Raw genomic sequence first — 18,710 nt, 5'->3', positions numbered from 1 at the left:
GTTTGTACAACTGATACACACTTCTTACATGACGATCATCGCCGATCACCCCCGGCCCGAGCGCGCGGGCATCCTGCACCTCGGTCTGGGCAGCTTCCATCGGGCGCACCAGGCGGTCTACACCGCCTCCGCGTTCGCGGCATCCGGCGGCGACTGGGGCATCATCGGCGTCGCGTCCCGTTCCCGCACCATCGTCGACGCGATGCACGCGCAGGATCTCCTCTACTCCGTCGCGACGATCTCGCCCGACAGCACCTCGCTCACCGTTCCCGGCGTGCACACCGACGCCTTCGTCGGCGCCGAGCACCCCGAGCGTGTCGTGGCCCAGATCGCCGATTCCGGCATCCGCATCGTCACGCTCACGGTGACCGAGAACGGCTACAGCTACTCGGCCGCCACGCAGCACCTCGACCTCGACGACGCCACCGTGCGGGCCGACCTCGGCGGAGGCGCTCCGCGCTCCACGATCGGCCAGCTCGCCCGAGGCCTGCAGGCGCGTGCAGCGGCCGGCGCCGCGCCCCTCTCGGTGCTCAGCTGCGACAATCTCTCCGCCAACGGCGCACACACCGAGAAGCTCGTCCGCGAATTCCTGCAGGCGCTGCCGCACGCCGAAGGCGCCGACGCGCTCACCTTCCTCGACCAGGCCGTCACGTTCCCCTCGAGCATGGTCGACCGCATCGTGCCCGCGACGACGCCCGAGCTGCGCGACCGCGTGAGCACGCTCCTCGGCGCGCGCGACGAGATCCCCGTCCCCGCCGAGCCCTTCACCATGTGGGCCATCGAAGACCGGTTCGCCGGAGGTCGCCCGGCATGGGAGGCGGGCGGCGCGGTGTTCACGAGCGAGGTCGGCCGCTACGAGCAGATGAAAGTGCGCCTGCTGAACGGCACGCACTCGCTCATCGCCTACCTCGGCGCGCTCCGCGGCGTCGCGACCATCCCCGACGCCATCGATCTCGACGACGTCGCGAGCGCAGCACTCTCGGTGCTCCGCGGCGAGTACGAGCCGTCGATCGAGGTGCCCTCCGGCGTCGACATCCGCGAGTACGAGACCCAGCTGTTCGAGCGCTGGGGCAACAGCGCTCTCGGCCACCGCACCAGCCAGGTCGGCACCGACGGCTCGGTCAAGCTGCGCCAGCGCATCCCCGAGCCGGCCATGCTGGCGCTGAGCCGCGGCGAGATGCCGCACCTGATCGCCCTCACCGTCGCCGGATACCTCTCCTGCATCGCCCCGCTCGCCGGCTTCGACCCCGGGCCGCATGCGGCGGCGATGACGGATGCCGCCCGCGAGCGCCTCACCGCCCTCGCCGTGACCGCGCGCAACGGTCGCGAGCTCGCCCGGCGCGTGATCACCGAGCTGCAGCTCTTCGGCGACGGCCTCGCCGGGCACGATGCGTTCATCGCCCGGGTCGGCGATCTGATCGATACCATCCAGCGTCAGGGAGTCAGCTCGGCCATCGCCGATGCCGTCGCCGCATCGCAGACCACGAACTCATCACTCACCAGCGCGAAGGAGATGCAGCCATGAAGGCTCTCGCCATCCACGGCAAGGAAGACATCCGCTGGGAGGACCGCGAGGTTCCGGTCCCCGGCGACGGCGAGGTCCGCCTGCGCGTCAACTACGTCGGCATCTGCGGCTCCGACCTGCATTACTACTTCCACGGCGCCAACGGCGAGTACACGATCCGTCAGCCCCTGACCCCGGGTCATGAACTGTCGGGCGTCGTGGACCTCGACCCCTCGGGTCGCCTGGCACCCGGCACCCCCGTCACCGTGCACCCCGCGCGCTACGGCCCCGTCGTGCCCGGCCTCGAGGACCTGCCGCACCTGCGTCCCGGCGGCGACTACTTCGGCAGCGCCGCCGCGGACCCGCACCGTCAGGGCGGAGCATCCGAGTACCTGATCGTCGAAGAGCCCATGATCCGGGTGCTGCCCGCGTCGCTGCCCCTCGAACGCGCTGCCCTCGCCGAGCCGCTGGCCGTGGCGATCCACGCCGTGAGTCTTGCCGGCGACATCACGGGCAAGCGCGTCCTCGTGATCGGCGCCGGCCCCATCGGGCTGCTCGTCGCCGCCGCGGCCGTGCACGCCGGCGCGGCCGTCGTCGGCGCGAGCGATGTACGCACCGAACCCCTCGATCGCGCCCAGTCCCTCGGCGCGACCGAGGTCTTCCTCGTCGGCCGCGACACGATCGACGACGAGTCCTACGACGTCGTGTTCGAGTGCTCCGGCGTAGGCGTCTCGCTCACCCAGGCCGTGCGTGCCTCCCGCCGTGCCGGCACGATCGTGCAGGTCGGGATGCTGCCGAACTCCGAGATCGGCGTGAACCTCGCCCCGATGCTCGCGAAGGAGCTCACGATCCGCGGCGCCTTCCGGTTCTCCACCGAGATCGACGACGCGGTCCGCCTGCTGGCCGAGTCCGACGCCCTCGGATCCGTCATCTCCCATGTCATCCCGGCATCCGACGCCGTCCGGGCGTTCGAGGTCGCCCGCGACTCGTCCGCCTCCGCCAAGGTCCTTCTGGCTCTCTAGCGACACCCGCTGCCCCGCGCCCCTCGCGCACATCACTACAAAGGAGTATTCCGATGAGCAGTTCCTCTCTTCCCGGCGTGGACGCCCCGGCGCCCCCGCCCGTCGCCAAGCGCTCGATGGGCGACCTCGTCCGCGCCGCCGTCTCCGGCTGGCTCGGCACCGCCCTGGAATTCATGGACTTCCAGCTCTACTCGCTGGCCGCGGCCCTGGTCTTCAGCCAGCTGTTCTTCGCCGGCGAAGATCCCGGCATGGCGGTCGTGCTCGCGATGGCCACCTACGGAGTGGGCTACGTCGCCCGCCCCGTCGGCGCCTTCGTCTTCGCCCGTATCGGCGACAAGGTCGGCCGCCGCAAGGTGCTGTTCTACACGATCCTGCTCATGGGCGCTGCGACCACGCTGATCGGCTTCCTGCCGACGTACGCGCAGGTCGGCATCCTGGCTCCGATCCTCCTCGTGATCCTGCGTCTCGCCCAGGGCTTCGGCGCGGGCGCCGAGATCTCGGGAGCCGGTGTGATGCTCTCCGAGTACGCTCCCTCGAACCGTCGTGGTGTCATCGCCTCGCTGGTCGCGCTCGGCACCAACTGCGGCACGCTCTTCGCATCGGCGATCTGGGCGATCCTGCTCGCGGTCATGCTCGAGAGCGATGTCATCGAGTGGGGATGGCGCATCCCGTTCATCGGCAGCGCCGTGATCATGTTCTTCGCCCTGTGGGTGCGGCTCAACCTCAAGGAGAGCCCGGTCTTCGAGGAACGCACCGACGTCGTCGACGGCAAGGCGCTCTCCCGCGACGAGGTCGTGAGGCTCGCCACCGAGACCAACGACATCCGCACGTTGGAGTCGTTCGAGCGCAAGCCCATCAAAGCCGTCATCGTGTCGTTCTTCCTGCGCTTCGGCCAGGCGGGCAACTCGGGCATGGTGCAGACGTACCTCATCTCGTTCATCACCATCACTCTCGCGATGTCGAAGGAGGTCGGCCCCGAGGTCGTCATCGTCTCGTCGCTGATCGGGTTCCTCACGATCCCGCTGATGGGCCTCCTCGGTGACAGGTTCGGCCGCCGCCGCATGTACATCATCATGACCTCGCTGTCGCTCCTGCTGATCGTGCCGACGCTGCTGATGATCAACACGGCGGAACTCGTCTGGGTCTTCGTCGGCTACGCCCTCATCCACAACATCTCGGTCCTCGGCCTCGCGTCGATGGAGAACATCTCCATCCCCGAGATCTTCGGCGCTCGCAACCGCTACACGCTCACCGCCATGGTGCGCGAGATCGCGGCCATCATCGCCACCGGCATCGGTCCGATCATCGTCGCGGCCTGGGTCTCGGCGACGACCGGAAGCATCGTGCCCGTCATGGTCCTGATGGGCGTGTTCACGGCATCCGCCCTCGTCGCCGCCATCTGGGCTCCCGAGTGGACGGGGCGCGATCTCACCGATCCGCGCGCCGCGATGTGACCACCCGTACCTTTTCTGACCCGGGGGTGCGGCCGCCCGAACGGCCGCACCCCCCTTTCTCATTGAGGAACCGCCATGACCATCGAGCTCGTCGACGTCAACATCACCAGCCCCGGCCGCAACTTCGTGACGCTGAAGATCACGACCTCCGACGGCATCGTAGGTCTCGGTGACGCCACCCTGAACGGCCGCGAGCTCGCGGTCGCCGCCTACCTCTCCGAGCACGTCTCGTCGATGCTGATCGGCCGCGACGAAGATCGCATCGAAGACACCTGGCAGTACCTGTACCGCGGACCCTACTGGCGTCGCGGGCCGGTCACGATGGCCGCGATCGCCGCCGTCGACATGGCGCTGTGGGACATCAAGGCCAAGAAGGCCGGGATGCCGCTGTACCAGCTGCTCGGCGGCGCCAGCCGTGAGGGCGTGCGGGTCTACGCCCACGCCTCCGGCACCGACTACGCCGCACTGAAGAACGCGATCACCGGCTACGAGGAGCTCGGCTACACGGCCGTGCGCGTGCAGACCGGTGTGCCCGGGCTCGGGCAGATCTACGGCGTCTCGTCGACCGGCCCCGGTGTGCGCTACGACTACGAGCCGGCCAAGCGCTCCGGCGCCCGCCCCAGCGAAGAGACGTGGGACACCCGCAACTACCTCAACCACATGCCCGGGATCTTCGCGCAGATCCGTGAGGACTTCGGCACCGACCTGCGCATCCTCCACGACGGACACCACCGCATGTCGCCGATCGAGGCCGCCCGCTTCGCGAATGAGATCGAGCCCTACGATCTGTTCTGGCTCGAGGACTGCACCCCGGGCGAAGACCAGACCGCTCTGCGTCTGGTGCGCCAGCACTCCACGACCCCGCTCGCGATCGGCGAGGTGTTCAACTCGGTGTTCGACTACCAGACCCTGATCACCGAGCGCCTGATCGACTATGTGCGCTCGGCCGTCACGCACACCGGCGGCATCACAGCGATGAAGAAGCTGCTCGACTTCGCCGCGATCTACGGCATCAAGTCCGGCATCCACGGCCCGACCGACATCTCGCCGGTCGGCATGGCCGCGGCCCTGCACCTGGATCTCGCGATCCACAACTTCGGCATCCAGGAGTACATGCCGCACAACGAGCAGACGCTCGAGGTCTTCCAGACGTCGTTCACGTTCGACAAGGGCTTCCTGCACCCGGGCGAGAACCCCGGCCTGGGGGTCGATCTCGACGAGGATGCCGCGGCTGGACACGAATACACCAAGGCGTACCTGCCGGTGAACCGTCTGCTCGACGGGACCGTCCATGACTGGTGAGATCGGCCGGGTCGCCCTGCCGCAGCGCACGGTCGACTCGCGACTCATCGTGGTGGCCCGCGCGCAGCGCGCCGAGGACTACGACGCCGTGCTCGACGTGCTGATCGATGCCGGCATCCGCAGCCTCGAGCTCACCCTGACGACGCCGGGGACGTTCGACCGGATGCCGCACCTGCTCGCACAGTACGGCGATGTCGTCGACCTCGGAGTGGGCACGGTCACGAATGCAGCAGATCTCGCTCGCGCCGTCGAAGCCGGCGCGAGCTACCTGGTCACGCCGATCACCTCGGCGGCCTTCGTGCGGCAGGCGACAGATGCCGGCGCGGCGATCGTCCCGGGCGGATTGACGCCCACCGAGCTGTTCGCCTCCTGGTCGGCCGGGGCATCCGCCGTGAAGATCTTCCCGGCGGGGCAGGTCGGTCCCGCGTACCTGAAGGACCTGCGCGGCCCGTTCCCGGACCTGGTCGCGGTGCCCTCGGGCGGGGTCGACCTCGATGGCGCGTCGGCATGGCTCACCGCCGACGCGGTCGCCGTGAGCGTCGGCGGGCCGTTGCTCGGCGATGCGTTCGCGGGTGGCGACCTGGTGGCGCTGCGCGACCGGGCCCAGGCGTTCGTCGAGGTGTGCGCGCGGTGAGCGAGGGCTCGGTCGTCACGTTCGGCGAGACCATGGCACTGGTGCGCACGACCGACATCGGCTCGCTGCGGCACGCCCACGGGATGGCCCTCGGCATCGGCGGCGCGGAGACGAATGTCGCGATCGGCCTCGCGCGTCTCGGGGTCGCCGTGTCATGGCTCGGCCGCGTCGGGGACGATTCGCTCGGCGAGCGGGTGGCGCGGGAGATCCGCGCGGAGGGAGTGGGCGTGCGGGCCGTGGTCGATGCGGATGCCGCGACCGGGCTCATGATCAAGGAGCGGCCGTCGGTGGCTTCTACCGCCGTGCACTACTACCGCGCGGGGTCCGCCGGGTCGCGGGTCTCGGCGTCCGATCTTCCCGTCGGTTGGATCGAAGAGGCGTCGCTGCTGCACGTCACGGGCATCACGCCGTTGCTCTCGGCATCGGCTCGCGCTGCCGTGCTCGCCGCGGTCGATCGCGCGCGGGCCGCCGGGGTGCGGGTCAGCTTCGACATCAACTACCGGTCGGCGCTGGCTTCGGCGACCGTGGCGGGTCCGGTGCTGCGTGAGATCGCGGAGCAGGCCGACATCGTGTTCGGCGGCGCCGACGAGTTCGCGATCCTGTATCCGGATGCCGGTCCGGCGGAAGCGGCGGCCGCGCTGCAGGATGCCGGCGTCGAGACCGTCGTCCTGAAACAAGGCCCTGACGGAGCATCCGTCTTCGTCGCTGATGCGGTGATCGAGTCCTCCGGCTTCGTGATCGATGCGATCGACACAGTCGGCGCGGGCGACGCGTTCGTTGCGGGGTATCTCAGCGCACTGCTGGAGGGTCTCGACATCGACGCGAGCCTGCACCGCGCCCATGCCTGCGGGGCGATGGCGTGTCTCGTCCCAGGGGACTGGGAGGCGGCGCCGACGCGACGCGAGCTCGCTCGGTTCCTCGCCGGTGATGCGGATCCGGTCCGGCGCTGACGGCTGACGGCTGACGGCGATCCACCGGCGGGGAGCGAGAGGGCACCGATATGCTGGGCCTGCGCCGAACCGTCCGGTGCGGATCCCTGCGGGTGGTCCTCTGCAGAAGGATCACGATGACCGACGACGCCGCTGCCCGTACGCGTGTCTCCCGCCGCACGCTCCTCGGCGCCGCCGCCTGGTCTGTTCCCGTCGTGGCGGTGGCCGTCGCGACGCCGCTGCACGCCGCCAGTCAGCTCGCGATCGATGCGTCCGGGGTCGTCCTGGAATTCACCGACACCGACATCGCCAACGGGGCAGGAGGCAGCTCGACCTTCCGACTGAGCGGTCAGGTCGCACTTCCTGCCGCGCCGGCATCCGCGGTCCCGATGTCGGCGACGATCACCTGGCAGGGCACCGGCGCGAACGCCGGCAGCACGGGGCTCTATCTGTACTCGAACGCCACGCCGACAACCGCCGGACGCATCGACGGTTGGACGCTCGTGCAAGGCGCGGCCGATGACTCGCTCCACGACACCTACATCTTCCAGACGACTCTGGCTGGAGGAGTCGCGCAGGCCACGACCGTCTCGCGGTACGACGACGACCCCTCCCAGGGGTTCATGTACGGGGCCGAGACGGCGGTCGGCGGGCTCTTCTACGATGGCATCATCACCATCCGCTTCTCTGCGCCGGGGTACACCGACGCCGTCCTCACCGTGCCGTTCGACCAGCCGCAGCCCGGCTGATCGCGGACCACTGCGTCATCATCGCCATGGCTTCGCACTCAGGACAGACGCCGGAGCCACGGGTCTCTGCTCCACGGCTCCTCGCGCACGCCGCGCTCAACGCGCGACCGATCGCCCTGGTCTACCGGCTTCTTGCGCTCGCGGCCATCGTGACCGGGATCGTCCGATATTCCGACATTCTGACCGGGCAGCCGGACGGGACGACCCTGCTGTTCTACACGATGCTGAGCAACCTCATCTGTCTGACGTGGATGCTGCTCCTCATCATCCGCACGGTTCGAGATCTTCGGCGGCGAGGCCCCTCGGGAACGTCGACGCCCAATGCTCGATGGAGCGGGGCCGTGATGATGGCGATCACGGTGACCATGCTCATCTATCTGGTCGTGCTGGTTCCCACGAGGATCCAGGATGGCGACAGCGACATCTTCTCCCTCACCGACACGCTCATCCACGTCGTCACGCCGTGCCTGCTGATCGTCGACTGGCTCTTCTTCGTCCCCAAGGGAGCGTTCCGTCGATTCGATCCGCTGCTCTGGACGCTCCTGCCCTACACGTACCTGCTGTTCGCCTTCATCTTCGGCGCTGCGGGCGGTGAGTTCACGCCGGGGCAGAGGTATCCGTACCCGTTCATGGACGTCGAGACCCTGGGGCTGCAGGGCGTCGCGCTGTGGATCGTCGCCTTGACGATCGCGCTCATCGCCGTCGGCTACGTCTATCTGCTCGTCGACCGCGTGCTCGCGTCGATCGCCGGCCGTTCCGTCGGCGATCCGTCGGCGCGAACACCCCGTCGCTGACCACGTCCACCGGCGAACTGCCAGCGGCTCGCGCGTAGGCTCGACCGATGCCCGAGAACCCGAACGATGCGACCGATGCGTTCGTCCGCGTCCGCGGCGCCCACGAGAACAACCTTCGAAGCGTCGACGTGGACGTGCCGCGCGATCGGATCGTCGCTTTCACCGGGGTGTCCGGATCGGGCAAGTCCTCGCTCGCGTTCGGCACGATCTTCACCGAAGCCCAGCGCCGGTACCTCGAATCGGTCGCCCCGTACGCACGGCGCCTCATCCAGCAGGGTCATGACCCGCACGTCGACTCGATCACCGGACTGCCCCCGGCCGTCGCCCTGCAGCAGCGGCGCGGTGCTCCGAGCTCCCGCTCCAGCGTCGGCACGGTCACCACGCTGTCGAATTCGCTGCGGATGCTGTTCTCGCGCGCCGGCACCTTCCCCGAGGGCTTCACGACACGACTCGACTCCGACGCGTTCTCGCCCAACACCGTGGCCGGCGCCTGCCCGGAATGCCACGGCATCGGCATCTCGCACACCGTCACCGAGGACTCGCTCGTACCCGACCCATCGCTCAGCATCCGCGAAGGAGCGATCGCCGCATGGCCGGGTGCGTGGCAGGCCAAGAACCTGCGCGACATCACCATCGTGCTCGGCTACGACGTCGACCGCCCGTGGCGCGAGCTCGATCAGGCCGACCGCGACTGGATCCTCTTCACCGACGAGCAGCCGGTCGTGCAGATCACCCCGCAGCGCGATCGCGTCGCGAAGCCCTACAACGGCATGTTCTGGAGCGCCAAGAAGTACGTGTTCCACACGCTCGCCGACTCGAAGAGCCAGATGATGCGCGAGAAGGTGCTGCAGTTCGTCCGCTCAGGGCCGTGCCCGCTCTGCCACGGCACCGGCCTTCGACGCGAAGCCCTCGCCGTCACCTTCGCCGGTCGCACGATCGCCGAGCTGAACGCCCTGCCGCTGACAGAGCTCGCCGACGTCATCCGTCCGACGACCCTGCTCACCGACGCCGCACCTGCGGTGCCGACGACGCTCTCCGGCGAGCGCACCGACGTGGCCGTCGCGCTCACCACCGATCTGCTGGCGCGCATCACCGTGCTCACCGACCTCGGCCTCGGCTACCTCGGGCTCGGCCGCGTGACCACCACCCTCTCCCCCGGCGAAATGCAGCGCCTTCGGCTCGCGACGCAGTTGCGGTCGGGGCTCTTCGGCGTGGTCTACGTCTTGGACGAGCCCTCGGCCGGCCTGCATCCCGCCGACGCCGAGCCGCTGCTCGACGTGCTCGAACAGCTCAAGCGCTCCGGCAACTCGGTGTTCGTGGTCGAGCACAACATGGACGTCGTGCGGCACGCCGACTGGATCGTCGACGTCGGCCCGGGTGCGGGCGAAGGCGGGGGCGAAGTCCTCTACAGCGGAGCGGTCGACGGACTCGCCTCGGTCGCGGCATCCGTCACCCGCCCGTTCCTGTTCCCCGATGAGGGCGCTGCCACGGAGAGACCGGAACGCCGAGACAGCTCGACCTGGCTCGAGGTCGAGGGCATCTCGCTGCACAACCTCGCCGATGTCGATGCGGCGATCCCGCTCGGAACCTTCGTCGCCGTCACCGGCGTCTCGGGGTCGGGCAAGTCGACGCTGGTCAGCCGGGTGCTGCGCGACGTCGTGCGCTCGCATCTGCAGTCGGGCGCCGCCGTGGCCGACGACACCGACGATGACGGGGACGCGACCGGCGAGGCCGGCCTTGCCGAGGCGACCCTTCCGGATGCCGGCGTCGACACGCTCACCGTGCGACGGACGAAAGGCCTGGAGCACATCGACCGTCTCGTGCGCGTCGACCAGAAGCCGATCGGTCGTACGCCCCGGTCGAACCTGGCCACCTACACCGGCCTGTTCGACGCCGTGCGCGCGACGTTCGCGAAGACCGATCTCGCTCGCGAGCGCGGGTACTCCGCCGGGCGCTTCTCGTTCAACGTCGCGGGTGGTCGCTGCGAGACCTGCCTCGGCGAGGGATTCGTGTCGGTGGAGCTGCTGTTCCTGCCCGGCAGCTACGGCCGATGCCCCACCTGCGACGGCGCGCGGTACAACGTCGAGACGCTCGACGTCACCTATGAGGGCAAGACGATCGCCGAGGTGCTCGCGCTGACGGTCGAGCAGGCATCCGACTTCCTCGCCGGCATCCCCGCGGCGGCACGCAGCCTGCAGGCGCTGCTCGACGTGGGGCTGGGCTATCTCCGGCTCGGACAGCCCGCGACCGAGCTGTCGGGTGGCGAGGCGCAGCGCATCAAGCTGGCGACCGAGCTGCAGCGGGCGCGCCGTGGTCACACGCTCTACCTCCTCGACGAGCCGACGACGGGGCTGCATCCGGCCGACGTTCGCCGGCTGCTCGCGCAGCTGCACGCGCTCGTCGAGGCAGGCGACACCGTCGTCGTCGTGGAGCACGAGATGGATGTCGTCGCGTCCGCCGACTGGGTGATCGACCTCGGGCCCTCGGGCGGAGATGCCGGCGGAAGAGTCATCGCCGCGGGAACGCCGGAGCACGTCGCCGGTGACCCGGCCAGCCGCACGGCGCCGTACCTGGCCGCACGGCTCTCGCTCTGAGAATCCTCAGGTCGTCGGGCTCAGTGCCGTCGGACCCGCAGCAGCGCGACATCTCCCTCGTTCGCGACGAGCTCGGACACGGCCGCGGGCCCGACCACCGTTCCGGGCGGCAACGCCTCCGATCCGGCCCGCACCTCGCCGCCGAGCACGACGACGGCATCGGCATCCACCTTCACGGTTCCGGCGAAGCGACGGATCTGCCAGCGCATGCCCCCGCTCGATCGGCGGGCCATGAAGTTCACGACCGAGATCCGTCCGCCCTGGGTGTCGGCGAGGACTCGACTCTCGCCGCGGAAGGCGATGCCGGCATACTGCGACACCGGACGGCCGACCCCGTCGATCTCGAGGGTCACACCCTCGGGGCTGAGCGGGATGAGCACCCGATCCGCGCCGAGGAACGGCGAGAACGGCATCCGTCCCTCGATCTCGGCGAGGCTGATGCGCCAGGCGGGTCTCGCCGCCAGCACCCGCGTGACCCCGAGGCCGTTCGCCCATGGTTCGGGTTCGACATCGGCCGGTCGGACGATCTCGAGGTCAGCGCGGGTGCGGTGCAGCATGTTCTTCTCAGCGGATCGCGGTGGGACCGGTCTCGCCGGTGCGGACGCGGATGACCTGGAGCACGTCGGTGACCCAGATCTTGCCGTCGCCGATCGCGCCGGTGCGCGCGGCTTCCTGGATGGCGTCGAGCGCCGTCTCGAGCTCCTCGTCGTTGACCACGGTCTCGATGTAGATCTTCGGAAGGAAGTCGACCTTGATCCGCTGCGAGCGGTAGACCTCGACCTTGCCGGTCTGGGCGCCGTGTCCCTTCGCGTCGAGGATCGTCATGCCCGCGATGCCGACTTCGGCGAGCGCGATCTTTACGGGTTCGAGGGCACTGGGCTGCACGACGGCGGTGATGAGCTTCATGATGCTGTCCTTTCTCGGTGCGCGGCGCTCAGGAGCGCACGTCGTCCAGGTCGTAGGCGGTCTCGGCGTGGAGGGTGGTGTCGAGGCCGGTGACCTCGGTGCCGTCGGCGACGCGCAGGCCGACCGTGACCTTCAGCAGCCACGAGATGAGCGCGGTCACGACGAAGGTGTAGAAGAACACCGCGACGATCGCGAGAGCCTGGGTGCCGAGCAGCCCCCAGTCCCCGCCGAAGAAGATGCCCGTGGCGCCCGCGGGCGAGGCGGGATCGGCGAGGAACCCGATCGCGAGGGTGCCGAAGATGCCGGGGAACATGTGGATCGCGACGGCGTCGAGCGCGTCGTCGTAACCCAGCTTCTCTTTGAGGCTCAGTGCCGCGAAAGCGACGACGCCGGCGAGGAGGCCGATGATGATCGCGCCGACCGGTGACACCGAGTTGGCCGCGGGCGTGATGCCGACGAGCCCGCCGAGCACACCCGAGATCGCGCCCAGCGAGGTCGCCGCCTTGCGGACGATCCGCTCGACGATCAGCCAGCCGAGCAGTCCGGCGCACGCGGCGATGAGGGTGTTCGTGACGGCCACGCCGGCGCTGTCGTTGATGCCTCCGGAGGATCCGCCGTTGAAGCCGTACCAGCCGACGAGCAGGAGCCCGCCGCCGACGATCGCGATCGGCAGGTTGCCGGGGCGGCCGACGTGGGGGAAGTCCCGGCGCTTGCCGAGGAAGAAGGCGAGCACGAGCGCCGCGACGCCCGCGTTCATGTGCACGGCGGTTCCACCGGCGAAGTCGATCGCGTGCAGCTGGTTGGCGATCCAGCCGCCGACGGTCGAGCCGTCGGCCGAGTCGAACGCGAACACCCAGTGCGCGACCGGGAAGTAGACGAGCGTGGCCCAGAGGCCGCTGAAGATCAGCCAGGTCGAGAACTTCATGCGGCCCTCGACCGCTCCGCCGATGATGCCGACCGTGAGCCCGGCGAAGATCAGCTGGAACACGGCGATGAGGATCGCGGGCACGGTGCCCTCCGGCGTCTCCGCGCCGAGGAGCGACTGGATGCCGAACAGGCCGGTCGGGTCGCCGATGATGCCGGCACCGCCGACGGAGTTCCCGAGGGTCAGACCGTAGCCGTAGAGCACCCAGAGCACGGCTGTGACGGCGAAGCCGCCGAACACGATCATCATCGTGTTGAGGATGTTCTTCGTGCGCGACAGTCCGCCGTAGTACAGGGCGAGTCCGGGCAGCATGAGGGTGACGGCGACCGTGGCGGTCAGCATCCATCCCGTGTTCACCTGCGAGGTGATATCCATGTCGATCTCCTTTCGGGTAGGGGGTCTAGCGGGTGAGAAGGTGGGTCAGCACGTCGGCGAGCGCGTCGACGCCGGCCGTGATGTCTTCGGGTCCTGCCGTCTCGGCAGGGGTGTGCGATGCTCCGGTCGGGTTGCGGACGAAGAGCATCCCGGTGGGGATGACGGCCGCCAGCACACCGGCGTCGTGCCCGGCCCCGGTGTCGAGCACCGGCGCGTGGGGAAGGACCGACTGCATGCGGTCGCGCAGCGCGGGATCGAACGACACGGTCGGCGAGAACGACTGCTCGGTGACGGTGACGACGCAGCCCTCGGCATCCGCTGCGCGCTCGGTGCCGGCGGTGACCTCGCTGACGATGCGCCGCACCGCCTCCTCCGAGTGGTGCCGCACGTCCATCCAGAGATCGACGGACGAGGCGATCACGTTGGTGCCGCCCGGCGTCACCTTCACCCGACCGACGGTCCCGCGCGCGTCGTCCACGACGAGGGTGTGCACGCGCAGGCTGCGGATCGTCTCGGCCGCCACGACCACCGGGTCCTGTCGGTCTGCCATCCTCGTGGCCCCGGCGTGATCGCCACGACCCTCGATCCGCACATGCCAGCGGCCGTGAGCGATGATCGCTCCCGCCAGGGCGACGGGCTGATCCAGGTCGATGAGCCCTCTGCCCTGCTCGACGTGCAGCTCGACGAACGCCGCGATGCCGGCGAGACGATCGGCGTCGGCACCGATGATCGACGGGTCGAACCCCGCGTCGGATGCCGCATCGGCGAAGGACCGCCCGCTCTCATCGGTCAGCGCGCGCACCCGGTCGGGATCGACGGCGCCGGCGAGAAGGCGGGAACCCAGGCAGGCGATGCCGAACCGCGACCCCTCCTCCTCGGGGAACACGGCGACGGCCAGCGGCCGCACCGGCTCGATGCCGCGGTCGCGCAGCACATCGACCGCGGCAAGCGCACTCGCGACTCCGAGCGGGCCGTCGAAGTTGCCGCCGCCGGGGACCGAGTCGAGGTGCGAACCGGTCACGATCGCGCCGCGCCGGTCACCGGCATCCGGCACGTCCCACCAGGCCCAGAGGATGCCGTTGCCGTCGGTCTCGACGTTCAGGCCGCGAGCCGTCGCGTGGGATTCGAACCATCTGCGCAGCTCGAGCTCGGCCGGTGAGAAGACCGGGCGCGAATAGCCCCCGCGATCGTGATCGACGCCGATGCCCTCGATCTCGGCCAGCAGTGCGTTCGCGTCGGCGTGTGTCGACATCTCACACCCCCGCGAAGCGCTGGCCGGCGGCGCGGAAGCGCTCGCCCGCGTGCTGGGATCCGGCGACGAGGTCGAGCACGAGCTCGCCGAGCAGCGGGGCGAACTTGGCGCCCTGACCGGAGCACGGCGACAGGATCGTGATCCCGTCGACGCGGTCGATGATCATGTCGTCGCGCGGGACGTTGGTGAACAGGCAGGTGGTCTCGGCGTACGGGGTCGCGAAGAGTCCCGGCGAGAAGTGCTCGACAAAGCCGATGACGCGCTTGCGGTTGGCCGGATCGATCCGCCCGTCCTGATCGCGTGCGGACGGGATCACGCGTCCGCCGTTGTACTCGGCGACCTTCTGCCCGCGGAACTGCGCATCGCGGCCGCCCGGAAGACTGTAGGTCTGGATGTCGCGCCCCTTGTAGATGAAGGTCGGCCACGAGGTCTCCTCGCCGACCGGCGTCTCGCCGCAGTCGCGCACGTCGCGGTAGAGGAAGTGGAACGCGTTCTCCTGGCGCACCTCGAACTGGGGCAGCGCATCGACGAAATCCGTGGGCAGATCGAGCTCTCCGAGCAGTGCGGGCAGCCAGCCGCCCGCGGCGACGATCACCTGCTCGGCGTGCACCGTGTCACCCGTCGAGGAGGTGACGACATACCCCGAAGACGCGCGCCGCACCGACGCGGCCTCCCAGCGCGTGCGCACCCGGGCGCCGGCGACGCGAGCGAGATCGATCATCGCCTCGACCGACGCCTCGGCGTCGATCACGCCGGCTCCCGGGTGCCAGAGCACCTCGCTGTCGAAGTTCAGCTGCGACCAGCGCGCCTTCGCATCTCCCGCTGTCAGGAGTTCATGCTCGACGCCCTGGCTCTCGAGCACCCCGGCGAGTCGGCGTGGATCGCGCACGACGCCGCAGTCGAGCGAGCCGCTGGGGACCACGAGCCGCTCTCCGGTCGCCGCCTCCAGCTCATCCCAGCCGCGCTTGGCCTGCACGACGAGGTCGACGAAGAACGGGTCGAGGTAGGCGTAGCGGAAGATGCGCGCCGACCCGTGGGAGCTGCCCAGAGCGGATGCCGGTTCGTCGCGTTCGAGCACGATCACGTCTTCACCCGATTGCGCCAGTCGCCACGCGGCCGCCGCACCGCTCAGCCCGGCGCCGATCACCGCGAACGTCGCGGACTCGTGCACGGCCTGTCCGTCCGTCATGCTCATGGCTCAGGCCAGGTCCGGGGTGTTCCAGAGGTTCAGCTTCGTGCCGATGCCCAGCTCGACCGCGTTCTCGTAGACGGTCTTCGCCCAGGCGACGTCTTCCACGCCCATGCCGCCGACGCTGAACAGCACCGGCTGCTCGTCGAACTCGCGGCCGGGCACGGTTCCCTCGAAGACGTCGCCGATGTTCACGACCCGCGACTCGTCGAGCTCGCCCGCCTCGATCAGGTCCTGCCAGTAGAGGCCGATCATGCCGAACGCCGTCTCGTGCGACGGTGCCGGGTACTCCTCGGCCCACGCCTCGTAGATCTTCTTCGCGTCGGCGATCAGTCGCGCCTTGCCCGAGAGCGTGTACTCCTTGTCCATGCGCAGGTTCGCCGGCAGGCTCAGGAAAGCGCCGGGCTTGATCCAGTCGCCGTCGATGTAGGGGTAGTTCTCCGACCCGACGAGGCCGGTCACGGCCTCCGAGACGATGTCGGAGTCGCGCACGGCGGCTTCGACCGTCTCGGCGATCTCGATCGTCGTGAACTGGGGGTAGTGCTCGCGCACGTAGTCGGCGAAGGCCTCCGACGTCGAGCGACGACGGCCGTTGATGCGGATCGTGTCGAGCGAGGGGCGGGCAGCGGTCATGGCGTGCAGGGCGCTCTTGTTCATCGCGCCGGGGCCGATGATGCCCAGGGACTTCGCGTTCACCGGGGCGAGCTTCTTCGCCGCCGCACCCGGGACGGCGGCCGTTCGATACGCGCTCTCGAGGTTGCCCGACATGATCGCGAACGGGGCGCCGGTCTCCTTGTCGTTCAGCACGATGAGGTGGATGGAGCGGGGCAGACCCTGCTCGCGGTTGTCGATGTTCGACCCGTACCACTTGACCCCTGCGGTGTCGAAGCGCCCGCCGAGGTAACCGGGCATCGCCATGAAGCGGCGGTCGGCGGCATCCAGCGGCATAGTCGGGAACGGCGAGGATGCCGGGAAGCCGACTTGTGCGCCGTGCGAGTTCGCGGAGTTGCCGGCCATCCGGTAGTCGCCCTTGGCGACGAGGATCAGCACCTCCTCCATGACCTCCATGCAGCGCTCCATGTCTTTCACGCCGGCGGCGATGACCTCGGGCTCGCTCAGGTAGAGCATGTCGATCCGGGTGCTGGTGGCGGTGTCTGAAGTCATGGTCGGGTCCTCCGTGTCGAGTGCGTCCAGTCCAGTTGAACGGTGCAAGCAATCCCAGGTCAAATACGATTTCTGGCGCTGATTGATAGCGTTTCGCTCGCAATGCGCCCGTAACGGAGCGGTAATACGAAGGCCGTATCGTGACCGCATGGAACTCCGTCAGCTGCGCTATTTCCTGGCGGTGGCGGACGAGCTGCACTTCGGTCGTGCGGCCCAGAAGCTCCACATGTCGCAGCCGCCGCTGAGCGTGCAGGTCGGTCGGCTCGAGCGCGAAGTCGGCACGCCGCTGTTCGAACGCAGCACGCGCCGGGTCGCTCTCACACCCGCCGGCCGCCACCTGCAGGAGCGCGCGCGGAGGATCGTCGACGAAGTGGATGCCGTGCGCGCCGAGATGCGCGACTACGTCGACGGGCTCGCCGGACACCTGACGGCCGGCTTCGTCAGCTCCGCGAACTACACGGTGCTGCCGGAGGTCGTGCAGCTGTTCCGTGCGCGGCGGCCGAACGTGAATCTCACGCTCGTGCCGCTCACGTCGGGCGAACAGTTCGATCGCCTGCGCGACGGCACGATCGACATCGGGCTCGTGCGCGACGAGATCCCGCGGGCCGGCCGATCATCGCCGGTGCTGACCACCGAGGTCGTCTTCGAGGAGCGGCTGGTCGCGTGCCTGCCGGTCGCGCACCCGCTCGCCGGACGCGACGAGGTGACGGCCGCGGAGATCATCCAGGTGCCGATGATCGCCTACCCCCGCTCGCTCATGCCGGGTTACGTCGACCGGGTGACCGAAGTGCTCGGCGGCGCCGGCGTGCCTCGCGTCATCGAAGAGGTCGTGCACCAGGAGACGGCCCTGGGCTTCGTCGCCGCGGGCCTCGGCACGAGCATCCTTCCGGAGTCCGTACGGCAGCTGGTGCCGCCGTCGATCGCGGTCGTGCCCCTCGCGGGGTCGCCGGTCACGCGACTCCTGGCGGCCTATCCGGTGAAGGAAGACGAGAGCGCGGTCGTGGCGGCGTTCATCGCGTGCCTGCAGGATGCCGCGGGAGCCCTCGCGTCGCCCGAGCGTGCTGCTCCGCTGAGCGCGTGACGGGTCACCCGCCTCCGTTCACCCGCAGGAAAGACACCTGGTAGACGCCGGGGTCGAGAGACTGCATGGTCGACCTCTGGTGCGCCGAGGACTTGTCACTCAGCCATCCGGAAAGCCCGAAGGCGTGCCCCGGGGTGCCACCGTCCGGGACGGCGGTCTCCGCCCACGCGGCGATGTCCTCCACGGGAACGGGCAGGAGCGCTCGCGGGCCACCGGCAACCGCTCTTCGTCGCGAACCTATCCGAGCGCGATCAGCGTCCGCAGCAGGGCGGGACTCAGCGGGCGGTCGCTGTAGACCCGACGCGGCATCCCGGATGTCAGGACGTCGTCGGCGGGTGCGTCGCCTTCCCACCGGAGAGACAGACCCGCGCGTTCGAGCGTGCGCCAGGACGCCACGTTGCGAGTGAGAGCGCGCGCCGAGACAGGCAGGTCCGGCTGCGCGACAAGGGCCGCGCTGATCGCCGCCTTGCTGAGTTCCCGCGCGAATCCTCGTCCCCAGGCAGCCGGTGTCAGTCGGAATCCGAGGTTCCACGCCGGCACCTCGGGATCGCGCACCGCCACCCCGCCCAGTCCGACGGTCGCACCGGCGGGGAGTTCGTCGATGGGAGACCGCAGCCGCACAGCCCACCAGCCGAGCCCGAGCCGCCGCCACGACGCGGCGTAGCCCTCCAGGAGACGGCGCGTCTCGTCGATGTCGGCATCGACTCCGGCCGGCAGGTGCTCCCACGTCGCCGGATCCGACTGGATCCGGAACAGCGCCTTGACGAGCGCGGGCGTGGGGTCGTCGAGCGGCGTGAGGATCAGACGCTCGGTCAGCGTCTCGTCGTGCATGGCGA

At 69.4% G+C, this 18,710-nt stretch carries 17 protein-coding genes; 10 read left to right on the top strand and 7 right to left on the bottom strand.

From position 1 onward, the window contains the following. The first annotated feature begins 28 nt into the window (after window positions 1-28). From LC452_RS06955 to LC452_RS06915, 9 genes are all read left to right on the top strand, one after another. Window positions 29-1,525 carry a mannitol dehydrogenase family protein gene (locus tag LC452_RS06955; protein WP_223623563.1) on the top strand — a complete coding sequence of 499 codons (1,497 nt, stop codon included), beginning with the start codon at window positions 29-31 and terminating at the stop codon, window positions 1,523-1,525. Further along, complete coding sequence (locus tag LC452_RS06950; RefSeq protein ID WP_223623561.1) at window positions 1,522-2,526, top strand: L-idonate 5-dehydrogenase; 1,005 nt, start codon at window positions 1,522-1,524, stop codon at window positions 2,524-2,526. The genes LC452_RS06955 and LC452_RS06950 overlap by 4 nt, the downstream gene beginning before the upstream one ends. 53 nt (window positions 2,527-2,579) lie before the next feature. Continuing rightward, a complete protein-coding gene (locus LC452_RS06945) occupies window positions 2,580-3,980 on the top strand; it encodes an MFS transporter (RefSeq protein WP_223623559.1) in 1,401 nt (466 codons plus the stop codon). Between the two features lie 75 nt (window positions 3,981-4,055). Next, window positions 4,056-5,282, top strand: coding sequence for a D-mannonate dehydratase ManD (gene manD / locus LC452_RS06940; protein WP_223623557.1), 1,227 nt, complete (start codon window positions 4,056-4,058; stop codon window positions 5,280-5,282). Further along, window positions 5,272-5,916, top strand: a complete 645-nt coding sequence (locus tag LC452_RS06935; protein WP_223623555.1) for a bifunctional 4-hydroxy-2-oxoglutarate aldolase/2-dehydro-3-deoxy-phosphogluconate aldolase — start codon at window positions 5,272-5,274, stop codon at window positions 5,914-5,916. The genes manD and LC452_RS06935 overlap by 11 nt, the downstream gene beginning before the upstream one ends. Then, window positions 5,913-6,866 carry a sugar kinase gene (locus tag LC452_RS06930; protein ID WP_223623553.1) on the top strand — a complete coding sequence of 318 codons (954 nt, stop codon included), beginning with the start codon at window positions 5,913-5,915 and terminating at the stop codon, window positions 6,864-6,866. The genes LC452_RS06935 and LC452_RS06930 overlap by 4 nt, the downstream gene beginning before the upstream one ends. Before the next feature lie 116 nt (window positions 6,867-6,982). Further along, window positions 6,983-7,594, top strand: a complete 612-nt coding sequence (locus LC452_RS06925; protein ID WP_223623551.1) for a hypothetical protein — start codon at window positions 6,983-6,985, stop codon at window positions 7,592-7,594. 26 nt (window positions 7,595-7,620) lie between these two features. Next, window positions 7,621-8,388, top strand: a complete 768-nt coding sequence (locus LC452_RS06920; protein WP_223623549.1) for a Pr6Pr family membrane protein — start codon at window positions 7,621-7,623, stop codon at window positions 8,386-8,388. Window positions 8,389-8,435: 47 nt separating this feature from the next. Continuing rightward, the gene (locus LC452_RS06915; RefSeq protein WP_223623547.1) at window positions 8,436-10,982 is read left to right on the top strand and encodes an excinuclease ABC subunit UvrA; all 2,547 of its coding nucleotides are present in this window, start codon (window positions 8,436-8,438) and stop codon (window positions 10,980-10,982) included. 20 nt (window positions 10,983-11,002) lie between these two features. Here LC452_RS06915 and LC452_RS06910 read toward each other — a convergent pair whose 3' ends face one another. Genes LC452_RS06910 through LC452_RS06885 form a run of 6 tightly spaced genes read right to left on the bottom strand, consistent with a single transcriptional unit; the run spans window position 11,003 to window position 16,793 of the window. Continuing rightward, window positions 11,003-11,539, bottom strand: coding sequence for a HutD family protein (locus tag LC452_RS06910; protein ID WP_223623546.1), 537 nt, complete (start codon window positions 11,537-11,539; stop codon window positions 11,003-11,005). A 7-nt stretch (window positions 11,540-11,546) separates the two neighbouring features. Beyond that, on the bottom strand, window positions 11,547-11,888 hold the full coding sequence (locus LC452_RS06905) for a P-II family nitrogen regulator (RefSeq protein ID WP_223623544.1): 342 nt from the start codon (window positions 11,886-11,888) through the stop codon (window positions 11,547-11,549). 28 nt (window positions 11,889-11,916) lie between these two features. Then, entirely contained in the window at window positions 11,917-13,188 is a 1,272-nt protein-coding gene (locus tag LC452_RS06900) for an ammonium transporter (protein WP_223623542.1), read from the bottom strand. A gap of 25 nt (window positions 13,189-13,213) precedes the next feature. Continuing rightward, entirely contained in the window at window positions 13,214-14,440 is a 1,227-nt protein-coding gene (locus tag LC452_RS06895) for an allantoate amidohydrolase (protein WP_223623541.1), read from the bottom strand. Between the two features lies 1 nt (window position 14,441). Further along, a complete protein-coding gene (locus tag LC452_RS06890) occupies window positions 14,442-15,629 on the bottom strand; it encodes an FAD-dependent oxidoreductase (protein ID WP_223623540.1) in 1,188 nt (395 codons plus the stop codon). 9 nt (window positions 15,630-15,638) lie between these two features. Next, the gene (locus LC452_RS06885; protein ID WP_223623538.1) at window positions 15,639-16,793 is read right to left on the bottom strand and encodes a tyramine oxidase subunit B; all 1,155 of its coding nucleotides are present in this window, start codon (window positions 16,791-16,793) and stop codon (window positions 15,639-15,641) included. Between the two features lie 148 nt (window positions 16,794-16,941). Between LC452_RS06885 and LC452_RS06880 the strand changes: the two genes are divergently transcribed. Then, window positions 16,942-17,874, top strand: coding sequence for a LysR family transcriptional regulator (locus LC452_RS06880; protein ID WP_223623536.1), 933 nt, complete (start codon window positions 16,942-16,944; stop codon window positions 17,872-17,874). Window positions 17,875-18,111: 237 nt separating this feature from the next. On the opposite strand, the gene LC452_RS06875 is transcribed toward LC452_RS06880, so the two are convergent. Beyond that, window positions 18,112-18,705, bottom strand: a complete 594-nt coding sequence (locus tag LC452_RS06875; protein ID WP_223623534.1) for a GNAT family N-acetyltransferase — start codon at window positions 18,703-18,705, stop codon at window positions 18,112-18,114. Window positions 18,706-18,710 lie beyond the last annotated feature (5 nt).

The sequence above is a fragment of the Microbacterium sp. EST19A genome (genome assembly GCF_019969685.1).
GTDB lineage: Bacteria > Actinomycetota > Actinomycetes > Actinomycetales > Microbacteriaceae > Microbacterium.
This window is presented reverse-complemented; position numbering and strand designations above follow the sequence as displayed.

Excerpts from the sequence above, each read along its gene's own strand:
- LC452_RS06955 (WP_223623563.1), top strand. The coding sequence starts at position 29 with ATGACGATCATCGCCGATCACCCCCGGCCCGAGCGCGCGGGCATCCTG.
- LC452_RS06950 (WP_223623561.1), top strand. The coding sequence starts at position 1,522 with ATGAAGGCTCTCGCCATCCACGGCAAGGAAGACATCCGCTGGGAGGAC.
- LC452_RS06945 (WP_223623559.1), top strand. The coding sequence starts at position 2,580 with ATGAGCAGTTCCTCTCTTCCCGGCGTGGACGCCCCGGCGCCCCCGCCC.
- manD (WP_223623557.1), top strand. The coding sequence starts at position 4,056 with ATGACCATCGAGCTCGTCGACGTCAACATCACCAGCCCCGGCCGCAAC.
- LC452_RS06935 (WP_223623555.1), top strand. The coding sequence starts at position 5,272 with ATGACTGGTGAGATCGGCCGGGTCGCCCTGCCGCAGCGCACGGTCGAC.
- LC452_RS06925 (WP_223623551.1), top strand. The coding sequence starts at position 6,983 with ATGACCGACGACGCCGCTGCCCGTACGCGTGTCTCCCGCCGCACGCTC.
- LC452_RS06920 (WP_223623549.1), top strand. The coding sequence starts at position 7,621 with ATGGCTTCGCACTCAGGACAGACGCCGGAGCCACGGGTCTCTGCTCCA.
- LC452_RS06915 (WP_223623547.1), top strand. The coding sequence starts at position 8,436 with ATGCCCGAGAACCCGAACGATGCGACCGATGCGTTCGTCCGCGTCCGC.
- LC452_RS06910 (WP_223623546.1), bottom strand. The coding sequence starts at position 11,539 with ATGCTGCACCGCACCCGCGCTGACCTCGAGATCGTCCGACCGGCCGAT.
- LC452_RS06905 (WP_223623544.1), bottom strand. The coding sequence starts at position 11,888 with ATGAAGCTCATCACCGCCGTCGTGCAGCCCAGTGCCCTCGAACCCGTA.
- LC452_RS06900 (WP_223623542.1), bottom strand. The coding sequence starts at position 13,188 with ATGGATATCACCTCGCAGGTGAACACGGGATGGATGCTGACCGCCACG.
- LC452_RS06895 (WP_223623541.1), bottom strand. The coding sequence starts at position 14,440 with ATGTCGACACACGCCGACGCGAACGCACTGCTGGCCGAGATCGAGGGC.
- LC452_RS06890 (WP_223623540.1), bottom strand. The coding sequence starts at position 15,629 with ATGACGGACGGACAGGCCGTGCACGAGTCCGCGACGTTCGCGGTGATC.
- LC452_RS06885 (WP_223623538.1), bottom strand. The coding sequence starts at position 16,793 with ATGACTTCAGACACCGCCACCAGCACCCGGATCGACATGCTCTACCTG.
- LC452_RS06880 (WP_223623536.1), top strand. The coding sequence starts at position 16,942 with ATGGAACTCCGTCAGCTGCGCTATTTCCTGGCGGTGGCGGACGAGCTG.
- LC452_RS06875 (WP_223623534.1), bottom strand. The coding sequence starts at position 18,705 with ATGCACGACGAGACGCTGACCGAGCGTCTGATCCTCACGCCGCTCGAC.